The sequence below is a fragment of the Mycobacterium sp. 1081908.1 genome, from assembly GCF_001673535.1.
In the GTDB taxonomy this organism is placed as follows: domain Bacteria; phylum Actinomycetota; class Actinomycetes; order Mycobacteriales; family Mycobacteriaceae; genus Mycobacterium.
Window position 1 is genome coordinate 18,083 of record NZ_LZLY01000087.1, and the last position, 19,231, is coordinate 37,313.

Sequence of the window (19,231 nt, forward strand, 5' to 3'; positions counted from 1 at the left end):
CTGAGCCCATGCGTTTCGCGGGCAAGGCGGCGGCGTCGGCCGACAAGGTCCGCGGCGGCTACTACACCCCGCCCCCGGTGGCGCGGTTCCTGGCCCGCTGGGTCCGCGAGGCCGGCCCGCGCATCGTCGAGCCGTCCTGCGGCGACGGCCGCATCCTGCGCGAGCTGGCCGCGCTGAGCGACCGGGCGCACGGCGTGGAGCTGATCCCCGACGAGGCGGCCAAGGCCCGGCGGTTCGCGCCCGTCGACGCCGAGAGCCTGTTCGCCTGGATGGCGCGGGCCAACCCCGGCGGCTGGGACGGCGTCGCCGGTAACCCGCCCTACATCCGCTTCGGCAACTGGGCCCCCGATCAGCGCGACCCGGCGCTGGAGCTCATGCGCCGCGAGGGGCTGCGCCCCAGCCGGCTGACCAACGCCTGGGTGCCGTTCGTCGTCGCCGGCGCGGCCCTGGTGCGCGACGGCGGACGGGTGGGGCTGGTGCTGCCCGCGGAGTTGCTCCAGGTCGGCTACGCCGCGCGGCTGCGCGAGTTTCTGCTCAGCCGGTTCCGGGAGATCACGCTGGTGACGTTCGAGCGGTTGGTGTTCGACGGCGTCCTGCAGGAGGTCGTGCTGTTCTGCGGCGTGGCCGGGCCGGGTCCGGCGCGCATGCGCACCGTGCACCTGACGGACGCCGACGCTCTGGCGGGCGCGGAACTCGATGCCGCGTGGGCCCCCGCGCTGCGGCACGAAAAGGAGAAGTGGACCAAGTACTTCCTGGACCCCGCCGCGATCCGGCTGCTGCGCACGCTCAAGGCGTCGCCGGCCATGACCCGGCTCGGCTCGCTCGCCGACGTGGACGTCGGGATCGTGACGGGCCGCAACAGCTTCTTCACGTTCACCGACGCGCAGGCCGACGAGCTCGGGCTGCGGCCGCACTGCGTCCCGCTCGTCTCGCGCAGCGCGCAGCTGTCCGGGCTGGTCTACGACAGTGACTGCCGCGCAAGCGATCTCGCCGCCGGACACCGGACCTGGCTGCTCAACGCGCCGCCCGAGCCGGCCGACGCCGCCGTCGTCGCGCACGTCCGCGCCGGCGAGGCCGCCGGCGTGCACCGCGGCTACAAGTGCTCGATCCGCCAGCCGTGGTGGATCACCCCGTCGCTGTGGACACCCGACCTGTTCCTGCTGCGCCAGGTCCACCGGTCGCCGCGGCTGACCGTCAACGCCGCCGGGGCGACGAGCACCGACACCGTGCACCGGGTCCGGCTCGCGCCCGGTGTCGACGCGAGCGCGCTGGCCGCCGTGTTTCACAACAGCATGACGTTCGCCTTCGCCGAGATCCTCGGCCGCAGCTACGGTGGGGGCATCTTGGAGCTGGAACCCCGCGAAGCCGAGCAGCTGCCCATTCCCCCGCCGGCGTATGCCGAACTTGCTGGCGACGTCGACCTGTTGCTGAAGGCGGGCGAAACCGAGAAGGCGCTCGACCTCGTCGACCGGCGCGTGCTGATCGACGGGCTCGGCCTGTCCCCCGACGTCGTCGCCGGATGCCGCGCCGCCTGGGTCTCGCTGCGGGATCGCCGAACGAGGCGGGGGTCGCGGTGAGCCTGTGGGACTCGGCGGTCTCGATCCTCGGCGACTGGCGCGCCCCGGACCCGGAGCAGGACTCGTTGCGCCACGCCGTGCTGGCCTTCGTGCACGCCCGGCCCGACGCCTGCCGCCGCGAGTGCGTGCCCGGGCACGTCACCGCGTCGGCGCTGGTGCTCGACCACACCGGTTCGCAGGTGCTGCTGACGCTGCACCCCCGCCTGGGCCGCTGGGTGCAGCTGGGCGGGCACTGCGACGAGGACGACGCCGACGTCCTCGCCGCCGCGTTGCGCGAGGCGACCGAGGAATCCGGCGTCGACGGCCTGCGCATCGAGCCCGGGCTGGCCGCCGTGCACGTGCACCCGGTCACCTGCTCGCTGGGCGTGCCGACGCGGCACCTGGACCTGCAATTCGTCGCGCACGCACCGGCCGGCGCGCGGATCGCCATCAGCGACGAGTCGGACGACCTGCGGTGGTGGCCCGCCGACGCCCTGCCGGACGGCACCGATCACGCGCTGGAGTACCTCGTCGCGCGCGCGACGGGCCGAGCGTCACGCTAGCGTGGCTGTCGGCGTCGAGCGGTGCGCCAGCGTGACGTTCGAGATGATGCCGCCTCACACGTCGGACGAGTAGCGAATCCCGCCGTCGGGAATCGAAACGCCGGGCCACACCCGGGCGCCGCGCAGCAGCTCGCAGCGCGCGCCGATGTCGGCGCCGTCGCCGATCACCCCGTCGCGGATCAGCGCCCGCGGGCCGATGCGCGCGCCGAAGCCGACGATCGACCGCTCGATCACGCTGCCGGCCTCCACCTTCACGCCGTCGAAGACCACCGCGCCGTCCAGCCGGACGCCCGGGCCGATCTCGGCGCCGCGCCCGACGACCGTCCCGCCGATCAGCACCGCGCCCGGGGACACCGCCGCGCCGTCGTGCACAAGCTGCTCGCCGCGGTGACCGTGCAGCGCCGGCGACGGGGCGATCCCGCGGACCAGGTCCGCCGACCCGCGCACGAAGTCCTCGGGGGTGCCCATGTCTCGCCAGTAGGTGGCGTCGACGTAGCCGCAGACCTTCACGTCGGGATCGGACAGCAGGGCGGGGAACGCCTCGCGCTCCACCGAGACCTCGCGGCCCCGCGGGATCCGGTCGATGATGCCGCGCGCGAAGACATAGCAGCCGGCGTTGATCTGGTCGGTCGGCGGATCCTGGGTCTTCTCCAAAAACGCCGTGACGCGGCCGTTTTCGGTGGGCACGCAGCCGAACGCCCGCGGGTCGCCCACCCGCACCAGGTGCAGGGTGACGTCGGCGTGCTCGCTCTGGTGGAATTCCAGCAGCTGGCCCAGGTCGGCGCCGGACAGCACGTCGCCGTTGAACACCATCGCGGTGTCGTGGCGCAGGTGGTCGGCGACGTTGGCGATGCCGCCGCCCGTGCCGAGCGGCTGCTCCTCGGTGACGTATTCGAGCTGCAGGCCGAGCTTGGAGCCGTCGCCGAACTCGGCCTCGAAGACCTGGGCCTGATACGACGTGCTCAGGATGACGTGCTCGATGCCGGCCGCGGCGATCCGCGACAGCAGGTGGGTCAGGAACGGCAGCCCGGCGGTCGGCAGCATCGGCTTGGGCGCGGACAGCGTCAGCGGCCGCAGCCGGGTGCCCTTGCCGCCGACCAGGACCACCGCATCGACCTGTGAGGTTCCCATCTCAGTGCCGCCCTCCCGCCGCGTTCCTTCTACTCAGGCGACGCGCGCTGCGCACCATCAGCCGCGAACGCGCCACCAGCGAGGCCCGCAGCGTCCAGCGCAGCGGCGCACGCCACCAACCAGAATGCCGGTCGGCAAGGAACAAGTAGGTGCTTTTGTGATGAGCGGCCAGGTGGCGTTCCGGGTCGTGGCCGGTGGAGTGGCCCTTGTCGTGCAGCACCTCGGCCGTCGGCACGTAGACGTTCAGCCAGCCGGCCTTGCCCAGCCGGTCACCGAGGTCGACGTCCTCCATGTACATGAAGTAGCGCTCGTCGAACCCCCCGACCTGGCTGAACGCCGACCGCCGCACCAGCAGGCACGACCCCGACAACCAGCCGACCGCCCGCTCGCTGGGCTCCAGCCGTTCCTGGCGGTAGGCCGCCGTCCACGGGTTGCGCTTCCAGAACGGCCCGACCACCGCGTGCATGCCGCCGCGGACCAGGCTGGGCAGGTGCCGCGCCGACGGATACACCGATCCGTCGGGGTCGCGGATCAGCGGCCCCAGGGCGCCGGCGTGCGGCCAGCGGGCGGCCGCGTCCAGCAGGGCGTCGATGCTGCCCGGCCCCCACTGCACGTCGGGGTTGGCCACGATCAGCCAGTCGTCGTCCACTCCCCCGCCCTCGGACAGGTGCGCGACCGCGCGGTTCACCGCGGTCCCGTATCCGAGGTTGGCGCCGGTGTCGAAGAACCGGACGTTCGGGAAGCGCTCGACGGCCGCCTGCGGGGCCCCGTCGGTGGACCCGTTGTCGGCCAGCAGCACGCTGACCGGGCGCTCGGTGGCGATCGACAGGGAGGCCAGGAACCTCTCCAGGTGCGGGCCCGGTGAGTAGGTCACCGTCACGACCGGCAGGACGTCAGTCACGCGTCGAGGGTAACGGTCGATCGCCGGCAGCCGCGGCCACCGCCGCGACAAGCGCAGGGCGCCACGGCCGTAACGGTGTCAGGCCGGCCGCCGCGGACTCGCGGCTGCCCAGCGCGGAATAGCTCGGGCGCGGCGCGGGGCGCGGGAAGTCCTCGGTCTTGACCGGTCGCACCCGGTCCGGGTCGGCGCCGCACTCGGAGAACACCGCGCGGGCCTGCTCGAAGCGCGACACCGCACCCTCGTTGGCGGCGTGCAGGATCGGCCCGCGCACCCGCTCGTCGGCGACCTGCAGCAGCGCGACGGCCAGGTCGGCGACGTAGGTCGGCGATCCGACCTGGTCGTCGACCACGTCCACCGGGCCGTCCCCGGCCGCCAGGCGGCGCATGACGGCGACGAAGTCCTTGCCGGTCCCGCCGGTGTACAGCCACGCGGTCCGCACCACGACCGCGTCCGGCAGCGCCGCCAGCACCGCCTCCTCGCCGGCCAGCTTGGACAGCGCGTACACGCCGCGCGCGTCACACTTGTCGCTGGGCTCGTACGGGCGCGCCCCGTCCTCGGGGGGCGGCCCGGTGAACATGTAGTCGGTGGAGACGTGGATGAGCCGGGCGCCGACCTTGGCGCAGGCGCGCGCCAGGAGCTCCGGACCGGTCTCGTTGACCGCGTAGGCACGCGCCTCGTCGCTCTCCGCCGCGTCGACGTTGGTGTACGCGGCGCAGTTGACGACCACGTCGCCGGCCCGGATGATCCGTTCGGCCGCGGCCGGGTCGGTGATGTCCCACTGCGACGACGTCAGCGCCAGCACGTCTCGGCCCCCATCTGCGGCCAGCGCCGTCAGAGAAGTGCCCAATTGCCCGCCCCCGCCGCTGATCACAAGCCTTTCCGACATGTGTCGAGTCTGGCATGGCACAGGCACGCCGCTTTCAGCTACCCGAGAAGCGGCTGTGTCACAAGTAATCTGTTGTGATGCCTGTGCAACGTGTGGTTCGTGTGGTTGCCACTGTGCTGACCGTCGCCGTCGTTTTCGGCACCGGGATCGCCTGGAGCAACGTCCGGTCCTTCGAGGACGGCATCTTCCACATGTCCGCGCCGTCGCTGGGCAAGGGCGGCGACGACGGCGCGATCGACATCCTGCTGGTCGGCCTCGACAGCCGCACGGACGCGCACGGCAACCCGCTGTCGGCCGAGGAGCTGGCGACGCTGCGGGCCGGCGACGAGGAGGCGACCAACACCGACACGATCATCCTGGTGCGGATCCCGAACAACGGGAAGTCGGCGACCGCCATCTCGATCCCGCGCGACTCCTACGTCTCGGCCCCCGGGCTGGGCAAGACGAAGATCAACGGCGTCTACGGCCAGACCCGGGAGGCGAAGCGGGCCACCCTGGTCAAGGCCGGCGCGTCGGCCGCCGAGGCCGAGGCGCAGGGCACCGAGGCCGGCCGCGAGGCCCTGATCAAGACCGTCGCCGACCTGACCGGGGTCACCGTCGACCACTACGCCGAGATCGGGCTGCTGGGCTTCGCGCTGATCACCGACGCGCTCGGCGGCGTCGAGGTCTGCCTGAAAGAGCCGGTGTACGAACCGCTTTCGGGCGCCGACTTCCCGGCCGGCCGGCAGAAGCTCGACGGCCCGCAGGCGCTGAGCTTCGTCCGCCAGCGCCACGACCTGCCGCGCGGCGACCTGGACCGGGTGGTGCGCCAGCAGGTGGTGATGGCCTCGCTCGCGCACCGGATCATCTCCGGGCACACGCTGTCCAGCCCCACGACGCTGAAGCGGCTGGAGGCGGCTGTGCAGCGCTCGGTGGTGATCTCCTCGGGTTGGGACGTCATGGATTTCGTCCAGCAGCTGCAACAGCTGGCCGGCGGTAAGGTCGCCTTCGCCACCATCCCGGTGCTCGACGGGGCCGGCTGGAGCGACGACGGCATGCAGAGCGTGGTCCGGGTGGACGCCCACCAGGTCGCCGACTGGGTGGCGAGCCTGCTGCAAGACCAGGCCCAGGGCAAGACCGAGGAACTGGCATACACCCCGGCCAAGACCACCGTCGACGTGGTCAACGACACCGACATCAACGGGCTGGCGGCGGCGGTGTCGAACGTGTTGAGCACCAAGGGATTCAGCTCCGGAACCGTCGGCAACAACGACGGCGGCCACGTGAAGGGCAGCCAGGTGCGCGCCGCCAAGACCGACGACCTGGGCGCCCAGCAGGTCGGCAAGGAACTGGGCGGGCTGCCCGTCGTCGCCGACCCGGCGCTGCCGGCCGGATCCGTCCGGGTGGTGCTCGCCAACGACTACACCGGCCCGGGCTCCGGCCTCTCCGGCGGCCCGGACGCCCAGGTGCTGCCCGCCCGGGCGTCCAACGCGGGCGCCGCCGGCGGCCCCAATACCCCGCCGCCGTCGCCGATCCTGACCGCCGGCTCCGACAAACCCGAGTGCATCAACTGAGCACGCTCGCCGGCGCCATCCTGGATCCGATGCTGCGGGCCGACCCGGTCGGCCCGCGCATCACCTATTACGACGACGCGACCGGCGAGCGCATCGAACTGTCCGCCGTGACGCTGGCCAACTGGGCGGCCAAGACCGGCAACCTGTTGCGCGACGAGCTGGGCGCCGGGCCGGCCGGCCGGGTCGCGATCCTGCTGCCGGCGCACTGGCAGACGGCGGCGGTCCTGTTCGGGGTGTGGTGGATCGGCGCCGAGGCGGTGCTCGAAGCGGGCGCCCCCGCGGACGTGGCGCTGTGCACCGCCGAGCGGCTCGACGAGGCCGACGCCGCCGTGGCGGGCGGCGAGGTCGCCGTCCTCTCGCTGGACGCGTTCGGCCGCCCGGCGCTCGACCTGCCGATCGGCGTCACCGACTACGCCACCGCCGTCCGGGTGCACGGCGACCAGATCGTCCCCGAACGCCACCCCGGCCCGGCGCTGGCCGGCCGATCGGTCGACGAGGTGCTGGCCGATTGCGAAAGGTCGTCCACCGCAAGGGAATTGACGTCCGGCGACCGGGTGCTCTCCACCGCCGCCTGGTCCGGTCCCGACCAACTGGTGGACGGCCTGCTGTCGATCCTGGCCGTCGGCGCGTCGCTGGTGCAGGTCGCCAACCCCGACCCGTCGGCGCTGGAGCGCAGGATCGTGACCGAAAAGGTCACCCGGGTGCTGTCGACAAGTTAGCTTACCCTGCGCTAAGTTTACGGGGTTAACTCAGCGCAGGTGGGGCAGAGGGCTTGGCTGACAGGGACATCGGCATGCGTGCCGCTCGCATCGCGGCCAGCGAGGCGCGCGGCCCATGACGGCGCCCATCTGGATCGCCGCCCCGCCGGAGGTGCATTCGGCGGCACTCAGCAGCGGGCCCGGCCCGGCGTCGTTGCTGGCGGCGGCCGGCGCGTGGCACACCCTGAGCGCCGAATATGACTCTGTCGCAACCGAACTCATCGCGGTCCTGGCCGGCGTCCAGTCCGGGCTGTGGCAGGGCCCGAGCGCGGAGTCGTACGTGGCCGCCCACGCGCCCTACCTGGCGTGGCTGACGCAGGCGAGCGCCGACAGCACCACGACCGCGGCCCTGCACGAAACCGCGGCCGCGGCCTACACCGCCGCGCTGGCCGCCATGCCGACACTGGCCGAACTCGCCACCAACCACGTCGTCCACGCCGTGTTGGTGGCGACCAATTTCTTCGGGCTCAACACCATCCCGATCGCGCTCAACGAGGCGGACTACGTGCGGATGTGGCTCCAGGCCGCCGCCACGATGAGCGCCTACGACGCCACCTCCAGCGCGGCGGTGGCCGCAACGCCACAAATCACCCCGGCGCCGGTGCTGGTCAACCCCGTGTCGACGTGGGTCGACTCGGTAACCAGCGCCATCCAGACCGCCGGGCAGCTGGCCCAGGACGCGTCCACCCTGAACCTGACCGCCCTGCAGTCGGCGTTCCTGAACGCGATCCAGAACTTCAGCATCGCGGCGTTCATGGCGAATCCGGCCGGGTACACCCAGCAGACCGTCGAGTCGTTCGTGGGCCAGTTCCCGCTGCTGTCGGACCTCTATTTCGGGTTCGGCGGCGACCACCTCTTCGAGTTCGTCGAGAATCCGGTCGGGTTCGTGGAGAACATCGTCAACAAGTTCCTCGCGGATCCGGTTACGGCGCTGAGCAATCCGTTCCTCCTGGTCCTGTCCCCCGACGATTTCGCCTCCATCGGCTACAGCACTTTTTCCCCGTTCATACCCGCCGCGGCCGCCCCCGCCGGCGCGCTGGGCGGCGTCGCGGGCCTGGCCCAGGCGACCGGGTTGGCCGGCCTTCCCGAACCCGCCGTCGCGCCGGCGCCGGCGCCGGCGGCGCACGGACCCGCGCTGTTGCCGGTCGTCGGGACGGCGACGCCCGCGCCCGGCACGACCATCGCGTCCGGCGCGGCACCCGCGCCCGCGCCCACGGCGAGCACCGTCGCCAATCCCGCGCCGCCGCCGGCGACCCCGACCGCGGGGGTCGCGGGTTTCGCGCCCCCCTATGCCCTGGCGCCGCCCGGCATCGACGTCGGCGAGGGGCTGCCCACCGGAGCCGGTGCCACCGCCAAAAGGCAAGCACCGCAGCCGGATAGCGCCGCGGCGGTATCCGCGGCGGCGGCGCGGGAGCTTCGGCGCCGGCGCGCGAAGCAACCCGCGCACAGCGACGAGTACATGGACATGGACGTCGAGGTCGATCCGGAGTGGGCCGGGGCCTCGGATCGTGATGCGGGAACCATCGGCTTCGCCGGGACGGTCTCGAAAGGCGGGGCCCGCCCGACGGGGCTGACCGCGATCTCAGGCGACGAGTTCGGCGGCGGCCCGACGATGCCGATGCTGCCCAATACCTGGGAGCCCGACGGGCCCCGCGACACATATTGATATCGCAATATTTCAATGTTAACGTCGTGCAAGCATCAACCAACGCTGTGACGACAGGAAGGGTGCGGCGATGGCGGTCTACGGGCTCCTGGCAAAGGCGGCGGGCACGGTGGTCACCGGCCTGGTCGGCGTGACGGCCTACGAGGTGGTACGCAAGGCCATGGCCAAGGCGCCGCTGCACGAGACCGCCGTGTCGGCCGCGGAGCTGGGGTTGCGGGGCACCCGCAAGGCCGAGGAGGCGGCCGAGTCCGCGCGCCTCAAGCTCGCCGACGTCATGGCCGAGGCCCGCGAGCGCATCGGTGAGGAGGCGCCCACGCCGTCCGTCACCGACACCCATGAGCACGACCACTGACCGCTTGCCGCAGGCGAAAGACCCTGCCCTGGACGTGATTTCGGATGCGGCCGGTCGCATGCGGGTCTCGGTCGGCTGGGTGCGCGCCGACTCCCGGCGCGCCGTGGCGGTCGAGGAGGCCGTCGGCAAGGTGCCGGGCGTGCGCGCGGTGCACGCCTACCCGCGCACCGGCTCGGTGGTCGTCTGGTATTCGCCCCGGCGCGCCGAGCGCGCCGCGGTGCTCGGCGCGATCGCCGGCGCCGCCCGCGTCGCGGCGGAGCTGATCCCGGCGCGCGCGCCGCACTCGTCGGAGATCCGCAACACCGACGTGCTTCGCATGGTCATCGGCGGCGCGGCGCTGGCCCTGCTCGGCGTGCGCCGCTACGTGTTCGCGCGGCCGCCGCTGCTCGGCCCCAGCGGCCGGCTGTTCGCCACCGGCGTCACCGTCTTCACCGGCTATCCCTTCCTGCGCGGCGCGCTGCGCTCGCTGCGCTCCGGCCGGGCCGGCACCGACGCGCTGGTCTCCGCGGCCACCGTGGCCAGCCTGGTGCTGCGCGAGAACGTGGTCGCGCTGACCGTGCTGTGGCTGCTCAACATCGGCGAGTACCTGCAGGACCTGACGCTGCGACGGACCCGCCGCGCCATCTCCGAATTGCTGCGCGGCAACCAGGACACAGCCTGGATCCGCTTGGCGGACGGCGAGATTCAGGTGCCGATCGACAGCGTCGAAATCGGCGACGAGGTGATCGTGCACGACCACGTCGCGATACCGGTGGACGGCGAGGTGGTCGAGGGCGAGGCGATCGTCGACCAGTCGGCGATCACCGGCGAGAACCTGCCCGTCAGCGTCATCGTCGGCGCCCACGTGCATGCCGGCTCGGTCGTGGTGCGCGGGCGGCTGGTGGTGCGCGCCCACGCCGTCGGCAACCAGACCACCATCGGGCGCATCATCGCCCGGGTCGAGGAGGCGCAGCACGACCGGGCGCCGATCCAGACGGTCGGCGAAAACTTCTCCCGCCGTTTCGTTCCCACCTCGTTCATCGTCTCGGCCCTCACCCTGGCCGTCACCGGCGACGTCCGCCGGGCGATGACCATGCTGCTGATCGCGTGCCCGTGCGCGGTGGGCCTGGCCACCCCGACCGCCATCAGCGCAGCGATCGGCAACGGCGCGCGCCGCGGCATCCTGATCAAGGGCGGCTCGCACCTCGAACAGGCGGGCCAGGTCGACGCGATCGTGTTCGACAAAACCGGCACGCTGACCGTGGGGCGCCCCGTGGTCACCAACATTGTTGCGATGCACAAGGATTGGCAGCCGGAGCAGGTGCTGGCGTATGCGGCCAGCTCGGAGATCCACTCCCGCCATCCGCTGGCCGAGGCGGTGATCCGCTCCACCGAGGAACGCCACATCAGCATCCCGCCGCACGAGGAGTGCGAGGTGCTGGTGGGCATGGGGATGCGGACCTGGGCCGACGGCCGGACCCTGCTGCTGGGCAGCCCCTCGCTGTTGCAGTCCGAGAAGGTCAGGGTGTCGAAGAAGGCGAAGGAGTGGGTCGACCGGCTGCGCCGCCAGGCGGAGACGCCGCTGCTGCTCGCGGTGGACGGCACCCTGGTCGGGCTGATCAGCCTGCGCGACGAGGTGCGGCCCGAGGCCGCCGCGGTGCTGAAGAAGTTGCGCGCCAGCGGGATTCGCCGGATCGTCATGCTCACCGGCGATCATCCCGAGATCGCCGAGGTGGTGGCCGGCGAGCTCGGGATCGACGAATGGCGAGCCGAGGTGATGCCGGAGGACAAGCTCGAGGTGGTGCGCGAGCTGCAGGGCGACGGCTTCGTCGTGGGCATGGTCGGCGACGGCATCAACGACGCCCCGGCGCTGGCCGCCGCCGACATCGGCATCGCCATGGGCCTGGCCGGAACCGACGTGGCCGTCGAGACCGCCGACGTGGCGCTGGCCAATGACGACCTGCATCGCCTGCTCGACGTGCGCGACCTGGGCGCCCGCGCGGTCGACGTGATCCGGGAGAACTACGGCATGTCCATCGCCGTCAACGCGGCCGGGCTGATCATCGGCGCGGGCGGCGCGCTGTCCCCGGTGCTGGCCGCGATCCTGCACAACGCGTCGTCGGTCGCGGTGGTGGCCAACAGCTCCCGGCTGATCCGCTACCGCTTGGACTGAATCAGCAGCCGGACTGCGGCAAACCACGTATGTTCTGCTCCAAGCGCGCCATTTCGGAGCATCGGGAACTCGCAGGATGAGAAGTCTGGACAGCGATAACTGGAACTCGGGCAACGTCAACACCGGATTCGGGATCAGCACCGACAGCGGCGCGGTGAATTCGGGCTTCGGCAACACCGGGACCGAGACCTCGGGCTTCTTCAACTCGGCCACCGGCGGGGCCATCGTCAACGGGCAGAACTCGGGCTTCTTCAACGTCGGCATCCCGGGCAGCCTGGTGGGCCCCGGCAGCAGCGGCCAGATCTCCGGCCTGCTGAACTTCGGCACCCTCTTGTCCGGGCTCTTCAGCCTGAGCCGGCTGCTGCCGTAACGCGCCCCGGATCAGCAGCCGCAGGCGTGGCCGCGCCAGGTCCGCACGCCCTGCCAGGCCGCGGCGCCGGCGACCCCGAGCCCCACCGCGGGGTCGACCCACCACGCGCCCGACCACAGTCCCGTCAGCGCCAGCGTGATCAGCACCCCGGCGGCCTGAACGGCGCACAGGTAGTTCTGCGTGCCCTCGCCCTCGGTGGCCTCCGAACCGAGCCGCACGCCCAGCCGGTGGTTGGCCCGGCCGAGGAGCGGCATCAGCACCAGGGCCAGGGCGGCCAGCGCGATGCCGATCACCGACGTCTCGGCGTGGTGCCCCTCGGTCAGGTCCCGGATGGATTCGGCGGCGATGTAGGGGGCGGTCAGCCAGAACGACACCGCCACACCGCGCCGGGCCCGCCGCTCGGCCGCCTCGGAGAACGCCCGCGCGCCGCTGAACCGCCAGATCACCATCGCGCTGGCCAGCGCCTCGGCCCCGCCGCCGAGCGCCCACCCGGTCAGCGCGATCGACCCGACCGCCATTCCCTGCCACAAGCCGACCGCGCCCTCGAGGAGCACCACGACCAGGCCGACCCAGGCCAACTGGCGCGCCCACCGGGCGCCGGCCCGCCAGCCCGCGTCCCTGCCCCCGGCGACGGGGCATGCGCCGACGACGGCGGGCGAAGTGGTCATTGCGTCGAGGCTAGCGACGGCGCGGTGGGCGTGCGAGCCCGCACACGCGCACGTAACACAACCGTGTCCGGGTTCTTACACAGCGCACCCGCGGGCGATCGGCACCCGAGGCCGGTCGTTATTGTGGCTAACCAGTAGCGGGAGAAGGGACGACATGGCGCGCACCGACAACGACACCTGGGACCTGGCGACCAGCGTGGGAGCCACCGCCACCATGGTGGCCGCGGGGCGGGCCCGGGCGACCCGGGACGCGCTGATCGACGACCCGTTCGCCGAGCCGCTGGTGCGCGCCGTCGGCGTCGACTTCATGACCCGGTGGGCCGCCGGCGAATTGAGCACCGAGGACGTCGACGTGCCCGGCGCGCCTTGGGGCATGCAGCGCATGACCGACATGATGGCCGCCCGCACCCGCTACATCGACGCGTTCTTCGACCACTCGGCCGACGTCGGGATCCGACAGGTCGTCATCCTGGCCTCGGGCCTGGACGCGCGCGCGTACCGGCTGCCGTGGGCGGCCGGCACGACCGTGTTCGAGATCGACCAGCCGGAGGTCATCGAATTCAAGACCGCCACCATCGCCGAACTCGGCGCCAAGCCCACCGCGGACGTGCGGGCCGTGCCGATCGACCTGCGCCACGACTGGCCGACGGCGTTGCGCGCGGCCGGGTTCGACACCGGCCGGCCGGCCGCATGGCTCGCCGAGGGCCTGCTCGGTTTCCTGCCGGGCGACGCCCAGGACCGGCTGCTGGACCAGATCACCGCGCTGTCCGCCGACGGCAGCCGGCTGGTGGCCGAGGTCTTCTTCAACACGGGCGTCAGCGGGGACGCGCTCAACGCCGCGAGCGAGAAGTGGCGGGAGAACGGCCTCGACATCGCCCTCGGCGACCTGGGTTTCCCCGACGAGCGCAGCGACGTGGCGACCTACCTGGCCGATCGCGGCTGGCGGCCGACTCGCACACCGCTGAATCGGCTGCTGGCCGACGCCGGGTTGCCGCTGCAGCCCGAAGGCCCCGACGCGCCCTTCGCGCGCAACTACTACTGCACCGCGGTGCTGCACCGGGCAGCCTAGAGGAAGGCCGCACATGCCAAACAGCAAGCCCGCCAAGCCGCTTGACGGGTACCGGGTACTCGACTTCACCCAGAACATCGCCGGACCGCTGGCCGGGCAGGTGCTGGCCGACCTGGGCGCCGAGGTGATCAAGGTCGAGGCGCCCGGCGGCGAGGCGGCCCGGCAGATCACCGCCGTCCTGCCCGGACGCCCGCCGCTGCCCACCCTGTTCCTGCCCCACAATCGCGGCAAGAAATCGATCGCGGTGGACCTGACGTCCGAGGAGAACAAGCAGCAGATCCTGCGGCTCGTCGACACCGCCGACGTTGTGCTGGAAGGGTTTCGGCCCGGGGTGATGGAACGGATGGGCCTGGGCCCCGACGACCTGCGGGCGCGCAACCCCAGGCTGATCTACGCCCGGCTGTCGGCCTACGGCGGCAACGGCCCGGAGGGCAACCGGCCGGGCGTCGACCTGATGGTCGCCGCCGAATCGGGCATGAGCACCGGGATGCCCACGCCGACCGGCAAGCCGCAGATCATCCCGTTCCAGCTCGTCGACGCTGCGAGCGGTCACGTGCTGGCGCAGGCGGTGCTGGCCGCGCTGCTCAACCGCGAGCGCCACGGGGTGGCCGACGTCGTGCGCGTGGCGATGTACGACGTCGCGGTCAACCTGCAGGCCAGCCAGCTCACCATCCACCTCAACCAGCCCAGCGAGCCGAAACCCGATTCGGAGCCGAAAGCCAAGAAGCGCAAGGGAGTTGGCTTCGCCACCCAGCCCTCGGACGCGTTCAGGGCCGCCGACGGCTACCTGGTGATCAGCGCGTACGTGCCCAAGCACTGGGCAAAGCTGTGCGAGATCATCGGCCGCCCGGAGCTCTTGACCGACGAGCGGTTCATCGACCAGCGCGCGCGGGCGCTCAACTACCCGGAGCTGACCGAGGAGCTGGAGGCGGCGCTGGCCGCCAAGACCGCGGCCGAATGGGTGGAGCTGCTGCAGGAAGGCGGCCTGATGGCCTGCCACGCCTATACCTGGAAGCAGGTGGTCGGCACCCCGCTGTTCGCCGAGAACGAGCTCGCCCTGCGGGTGGGCGGCGGCGAGGACGCCATCACGGTCGTGCGCATGCCGGCGCGCTACCAGAGCTTCGAGGCCGCGGCCACCGATCCCCCGCCCGCGCCCGGGCAGCACAACGAGGAGTTCCTCACCCGTTAGAGACCGGGGAGCCGCACCACCTGGACGAAGAACTCGTCGATCTGGCGGACGGCGCTCATGAACTGGTCGAGGTCCACCGGCTTGGTGACGTAGGCGTTGGCGTGCAGCTGGTAGCTGCGCAGGATGTCCTCCTCCGCCGAGGAGGTGGTGAGCACGACGACCGGGATGCGGGCCAGGTCCGGGTCGGACTTGACCTTCTCCAGCAGCTGGCGGCCGTCGTATTTGGGCAGGTTCAGGTCGAGCAGGATGAGATCCGGGCGCGGCGCGTCCGCGAACTGGCCGCGGCGGTAGAGGAAGTCAAGCCCCTCCTCCCCGTCGTGCGCCACGTGCAGGTTGTTCTTGAGCTTGTTGTGCTCGAACGCTTCTCGGGTGATCAGCTCGTCGCCCGGGTCGTCCTCGACGAGCAGGATTTCGATCGCTCTACCCTCCGTCGGCGACGACGTCATCGCGGGCTCCTTCCGAAGTGGTAACGGGCAGGGTGAACTGCAGCCTGGTCCCGTCGGTGTAGGTCGTGTCGACCCAGATGGTGCCGCCGTGCTGCTCGACGATCTTCTTGCACAGCGCCAGGCCGACGCCCGTTCCCGAGTACACCTCCCGGCCGTGCAGCCGCTGGAAGATCACGAAGACCTTCTCGGCGAACTCTTCCCCGATGCCGATCCCGTTGTCCGACACGGACAATAGCCACTCGTCATCGTGATCGCCGGTGCGCCGTTCGCAGGCGATGGCGACGCGGGGCCTGCGGTCCTTGTGCCGGAACTTCACCGCGTTGCCGATCAGGTTCTGCCACAGCATGGTCAGCAGCGTCGGATCGCCGATGATCCGCGGCAGCGGCTGGCCGGGCCCCACGATCTCGGCGTCCGCCTCCTCGATGGCGGCGGCGAGGTTGGCCAGGCCGGCGTCCAGCGCCGTGCCGAGATCGACCTCGGTCTGCATGGTGGAAAGCCGGCCGACGCGGGAGAAGGTGAGCAGGTCGTTGATCAGCACCTGCATGCGCTTGGCCCCGTCGACGGCGAAGCCGATGTATTCAATCCCGCGCTCGTCGAGCTGGTCGCCGTAGCGCCTTTCGAGCAGCTGGCAGAACGAGGCGACCTTGCGCAGCGGCTCCTGCAGGTCGTGGGACGCGACGTAGGCGAACTGCTCGAGTTCGGCGTTGGAACGCCGCAATTCGAGCGCCTGCTCGTCCAAAAGCGCTCGGGCCGAATGCGATACCTCGAGCTCCTCGACGATGCGCTTGCGCATGTTCTCCACGTCGATCGCCATGCGCCGAATGTCCTTGGGCCGCTTCGGGGCCGCGATGGTCTCACCGAAGCTGCCCAAGGTGATCCGCCGGCACGCCGCGGCCAGCGCCGCCAGCGGCACGGTGACCGCGTCGCGCATCAACAGGCCGAGCGCGGCGGCGGTCGCGAAGAACACCAACACCATCGCCCCCAGCACCCTGTCCCGCCAGGCATCGATACCCTGGAGATCGGCGGCCGCGCTCGCGGTGGCCGCGGCCAGGCTGGCGTTTTGCCGGTCGAAAAGCGCTCGCAGATGGTCGAATTCGGCTTTGCCCCGTTCGGCCGCGGGCCGATTCGTGACGTTCCTCGAGTCCGGGGCCACGCTGGCGATCGCCGGCTCGGCATAGTTCGCCCGCCAGTTCGCCGCGGCCTTCTCGATCGCGTCCAGGTCGCCCACCAGGTCCGCGCGCTGCCCCAGCCGCCGCCGGATGTCTTCGGCCGCCTCCCGTTCGGCGTGCTGGCCGTCGTAGTACGGGGTGAGGAACTGCCGGTCCGCGGTGATCAGGTAGCCGCGCACGCCGGTTTCCTGGTCGCGCAGCGCCGACTGCAGCTGAAACGCCGCCACCCGCGCGGGCTGGATGTCGTCGGTCAGCCCCCGCGACATGTCGTCGGTGCGGTGCAGCAACAGCCCCCCGACCACGGCGCCCGCCAGCACCATCACGCCCATGGTGGACAGCAGCAGCGCCTGCCATCCGCGCACGGTGAGCTGGTCCAGGCGCGGCGCGCGGACGGCGGCGCTCACCGCGCCGTCCGCTCGATGCGCAGCACCGCGATGTCGTCGGTGAGCCCGCCGCGCGGCTGGGCGAGTTCCTGCGCGCCGTCGATGAGCGCGTCGACGAACTGCGGACCCGGCAGCCGCGCGTGCGTGCGGGCCAGCGCCAGCAGGCCGTCCTCGCCCAGGCGCCGCGGGCCGTGCCCGGAGTAGCCCTCGAAGAGCCCGTCGGTCAGCAGCAGCAGCCCCCGACCCGGGGGCAGTTCCAGTTCGTGCCGCGGCCAGTCGTCGTTGCCCAGGCCCAGCGCCGGCCCGGCCGGCGGTTCCAGCCATTCCACGCCCTCGTCGCTGTGCAGCAACATCCCGGGGTGGCCCGCGCGGACGGCGGTGACGCCGGTGCCGTCGGGCTGGATTTCCAGGCTGAGCACCGTCGCGAAGATGCCTATGCCGGTGCGCTCGGACTGCAGGACCCGCTCGAGTTGCCGCAGCAGCTCGACACCGTGCACGCCGGCGAAGGTGAGCGCGCGAAACGCGATGCGCAGCGCCGCGCCCAGCGCCGCCTCGTGCGGTCCGTGGCCGGCCACGTCACCGATGAGGACGTGCACGACGCGGTCGGGCGTCTGGACGACGTCGTAGAAGTCCCCGCACAACAGCGCGTCCTCGCGGCTCGGGCGGTACCGGGCGACGATGTCGACGCCGGGCTCGTCGAGCAGCAGCGGGGACGGCAGCAGGCCGCGTTCCAGCAGCGCGTTCTCGCGCGCCCGCAGCCGGGTGGCGCGCAGGTCGGCGGCGATCAGCTCGGCCCGCTTGCGCTCGATCGCGTAGAGCAGCGCGCGCCGCAGCATCTCGGGTTCGACGCGCCCCTTGACGAGATAGTCCTGCGCGCCGGCCGCGACCGCCGACGCCCCGAAGTATTCGTCGTTCAACCCGGTCAACACGACGACGGGCACGGTGGCGTCGCGTTTGGCGATGCGGTCCAGCGCGTCCATCCCGGTGGCGTCGGGCAGGTTCAGGTCCAGCAGCACGCAGTCGGGCCGGGCCGCCGCCAGCTCCCGTTCCGCCTGCGCCATCGACTGCGCCCAGGTCACCCGGATGTCGACGACCGCGTCGGCGATCAGCTCCTCCACCAGCACCGCGTCGGCACGGTCGTCCTCGACCAGCAGCAACGACAACGACTGCCACTGCGCCGCCGGGGCGGAGGGGGCGGGAGCGGGCATCAACTGCCGATCTTATGGGGTGCCCGCGGTCAGCGCAGCAACGCCCGCGACATCACCACGCGCTGAATCTGATTGGTGCCCTCGTAGATCTGGGTGATCTTGGCGTCGCGCATCATCCGCTCGACGGGGAAGTCGGTGGTGTAGCCGGCGCCGCCGAACAGCTGCACGGCGTCGGTGGTCACCTCCATCGCGACGTCCGAGGCGAAGCACTTCGACGCGGCGGAGATGAAGCCGAGGTCGGATTCGCCGCGCTCGGCGCGGGCGGCCGCCTGGTACACCAACATTCGCGCGGCCTCGACCTTCATCGCCATGTCGGCCAGCATGAACTGCACGGCCTGGAAGCTGCTGATCGACTCGCCGAACTGCTTGCGGTCCTTGGTGTAGGCGATCGCGGCGTCCACCGCGCCCTGCGCGATGCCGACGGCCTGCGCGCCGATGGTGGGCCGGGTGTGGTCCAGCGTGGCCAGCGCGGTCTTGAAGCCGGTGCCCGGCTCGCCGATGATCCGGTCGCCCGGGATGCGGCAGTTCTCGAAGTAGAGCTCGGTGGTCGGCGAGCCCTTGATGCCCAGCTTCTTCTCCTTGGGCCCGACGGTGAAGCCCTCGTCGTCGGAGTGCACCATGAACGACGAGATGCCGTTGGCGCCCTTGTCCGGGTCCGTCACCGCCATCACGGTGTACCAGGTCGACTTGCCGCCGTTGGTGATCCAGCACTTGGCGCCGTTGAGGATCCAGTCGTCGCCGTCGGCCTTGGCCCGGGTGCGCATCGACGCCGCGTCGCTGCCGGCCTCCCGCTCACTCAGCGCGTAGGACGCCAGCAACCCGCCCTCCGCGAGCTGGGGCAGCACCTGCTTCTTCAGCTCCTCCGAGCCGCGCAGGATCAGGCCCATGGTGCCCAGCTTGTTGACGGCGGGAATCAGCGAGGCCGACGCGTCCACGCGGGCTACCTCTTCGATCACGATGCACGCGGCGACCGAGTCCGCGCCCTGCCCGCCGTACTCCTCGGGAACGTGCACGGCGTTGAAGCCCGAGGCGTTCAGCGCCTCCAGCGCCTCCTGCGGGAACCGCGCGTTCTCGTCCACGTCGGCCGCGTGGGGCGCGATCTCCTTCTCCGCCAGCGCGCGGATCGCCGCCCGCAGCTCCCGGTGCTCCTCGGGCAGCTGGAACAGATCAAAGGTGGGGTTTCCGGCCCACTGAGCCATCTTGGCCTCCTA

18 protein-coding genes are annotated in these 19,231 nt (G+C 71.7%); 10 read left to right on the top strand and 8 right to left on the bottom strand.

The annotated features are described in order from the left end of the window. Positions 1–8 precede the first annotated feature (8 nt). Both A5655_RS12345 and A5655_RS12350 read left to right on the top strand, forming a co-directional pair. Entirely contained in the window at positions 9–1,577 is a 1,569-nt protein-coding gene (locus tag A5655_RS12345; RefSeq protein ID WP_067010300.1) for a class I SAM-dependent methyltransferase, read from the top strand. After that, positions 1,520–2,119, top strand: coding sequence for an NUDIX hydrolase (locus A5655_RS12350; protein ID WP_067010303.1), 600 nt, complete (start codon positions 1,520–1,522; stop codon positions 2,117–2,119). The genes A5655_RS12345 and A5655_RS12350 overlap by 58 nt, the downstream gene beginning before the upstream one ends. 54 nt (positions 2,120–2,173) lie before the next feature. Here A5655_RS12350 and A5655_RS12355 read toward each other — a convergent pair whose 3' ends face one another. The 3 genes from A5655_RS12355 to rfbD are packed head-to-tail and all read right to left on the bottom strand — an operon-like array spanning position 2,174 to position 5,037. Further along, complete coding sequence (locus A5655_RS12355) at positions 2,174–3,250, bottom strand: sugar phosphate nucleotidyltransferase (protein ID WP_067010306.1); 1,077 nt, start codon at positions 3,248–3,250, stop codon at positions 2,174–2,176. Position 3,251: 1 nt separating this feature from the next. Continuing rightward, complete coding sequence (locus A5655_RS12360; protein ID WP_067010309.1) at positions 3,252–4,151, bottom strand: glycosyltransferase family 2 protein; 900 nt, start codon at positions 4,149–4,151, stop codon at positions 3,252–3,254. Continuing rightward, positions 4,144–5,037 carry a dTDP-4-dehydrorhamnose reductase gene (gene rfbD, locus A5655_RS12365; RefSeq protein WP_067010312.1) on the bottom strand — a complete coding sequence of 298 codons (894 nt, stop codon included), beginning with the start codon at positions 5,035–5,037 and terminating at the stop codon, positions 4,144–4,146. Before rfbD ends, A5655_RS12360 begins: the two co-directional genes overlap by 8 nt. 74 nt (positions 5,038–5,111) lie before the next feature. On the opposite strand from rfbD, the gene A5655_RS12370 reads away from it, so the two are divergent. From A5655_RS12370 to A5655_RS12395, 6 genes are all read left to right on the top strand, one after another. Further along, positions 5,112–6,590 carry an LCP family protein gene (locus A5655_RS12370; RefSeq protein WP_369807209.1) on the top strand — a complete coding sequence of 493 codons (1,479 nt, stop codon included), beginning with the start codon at positions 5,112–5,114 and terminating at the stop codon, positions 6,588–6,590. Continuing rightward, positions 6,578–7,309 (top strand): TIGR03089 family protein, encoded by a 732-nt coding sequence (locus tag A5655_RS12375; RefSeq protein ID WP_197508675.1) that lies wholly within the window; start codon positions 6,578–6,580, stop codon positions 7,307–7,309. Before A5655_RS12370 ends, A5655_RS12375 begins: the two co-directional genes overlap by 13 nt. Before the next feature lie 115 nt (positions 7,310–7,424). Continuing rightward, positions 7,425–9,014 (top strand): PPE family protein, encoded by a 1,590-nt coding sequence (locus A5655_RS12380; RefSeq protein WP_067010318.1) that lies wholly within the window; start codon positions 7,425–7,427, stop codon positions 9,012–9,014. Between the two features lie 70 nt (positions 9,015–9,084). Next, positions 9,085–9,366 (top strand): DUF1490 family protein, encoded by a 282-nt coding sequence (locus A5655_RS12385; protein ID WP_067010321.1) that lies wholly within the window; start codon positions 9,085–9,087, stop codon positions 9,364–9,366. Then, positions 9,350–11,518, top strand: coding sequence for a manganese-exporting P-type ATPase CtpC (ctpC, locus tag A5655_RS12390; protein ID WP_067010324.1), 2,169 nt, complete (start codon positions 9,350–9,352; stop codon positions 11,516–11,518). Before A5655_RS12385 ends, ctpC begins: the two co-directional genes overlap by 17 nt. Before the next feature lie 76 nt (positions 11,519–11,594). Continuing rightward, the gene (locus tag A5655_RS12395) at positions 11,595–11,888 is read left to right on the top strand and encodes a hypothetical protein (RefSeq protein ID WP_067010327.1); all 294 of its coding nucleotides are present in this window, start codon (positions 11,595–11,597) and stop codon (positions 11,886–11,888) included. Positions 11,889–11,899: 11 nt separating this feature from the next. Here the strand turns inward: A5655_RS12395 and A5655_RS12400 are convergent, their stop codons facing one another. Continuing rightward, positions 11,900–12,556, bottom strand: a complete 657-nt coding sequence (locus tag A5655_RS12400; protein ID WP_067010330.1) for a cation transporter — start codon at positions 12,554–12,556, stop codon at positions 11,900–11,902. A 154-nt stretch (positions 12,557–12,710) separates the two neighbouring features. Between A5655_RS12400 and A5655_RS12405 the strand changes: the two genes are divergently transcribed. Beyond that, on the top strand, positions 12,711–13,625 hold the full coding sequence (locus tag A5655_RS12405) for a class I SAM-dependent methyltransferase (RefSeq protein ID WP_067010333.1): 915 nt from the start codon (positions 12,711–12,713) through the stop codon (positions 13,623–13,625). A 13-nt stretch (positions 13,626–13,638) separates the two neighbouring features. Next, a complete protein-coding gene (locus tag A5655_RS12410) occupies positions 13,639–14,814 on the top strand; it encodes a CoA transferase (RefSeq protein WP_067010336.1) in 1,176 nt (391 codons plus the stop codon). Here A5655_RS12410 and A5655_RS12415 read toward each other — a convergent pair. From A5655_RS12415 to A5655_RS12430, 4 genes are all read right to left on the bottom strand, one after another. Further along, on the bottom strand, positions 14,811–15,260 hold the full coding sequence (locus A5655_RS12415) for a response regulator (protein ID WP_067010339.1): 450 nt from the start codon (positions 15,258–15,260) through the stop codon (positions 14,811–14,813). The genes A5655_RS12410 and A5655_RS12415 overlap by 4 nt on opposite strands. Continuing rightward, positions 15,235–16,758 (bottom strand): CHASE3 domain-containing protein, encoded by a 1,524-nt coding sequence (locus A5655_RS12420; protein ID WP_082978619.1) that lies wholly within the window; start codon positions 16,756–16,758, stop codon positions 15,235–15,237. The genes A5655_RS12415 and A5655_RS12420 overlap by 26 nt, the downstream gene beginning before the upstream one ends. 71 nt (positions 16,759–16,829) lie before the next feature. Continuing rightward, complete coding sequence (locus A5655_RS12425; protein WP_067010346.1) at positions 16,830–18,020, bottom strand: PP2C family protein-serine/threonine phosphatase; 1,191 nt, start codon at positions 18,018–18,020, stop codon at positions 16,830–16,832. A gap of 29 nt (positions 18,021–18,049) precedes the next feature. Then, complete coding sequence (locus A5655_RS12430) at positions 18,050–19,219, bottom strand: acyl-CoA dehydrogenase (protein WP_067010349.1); 1,170 nt, start codon at positions 19,217–19,219, stop codon at positions 18,050–18,052. Between the last annotated feature and the right edge of the window lie 12 nt (positions 19,220–19,231).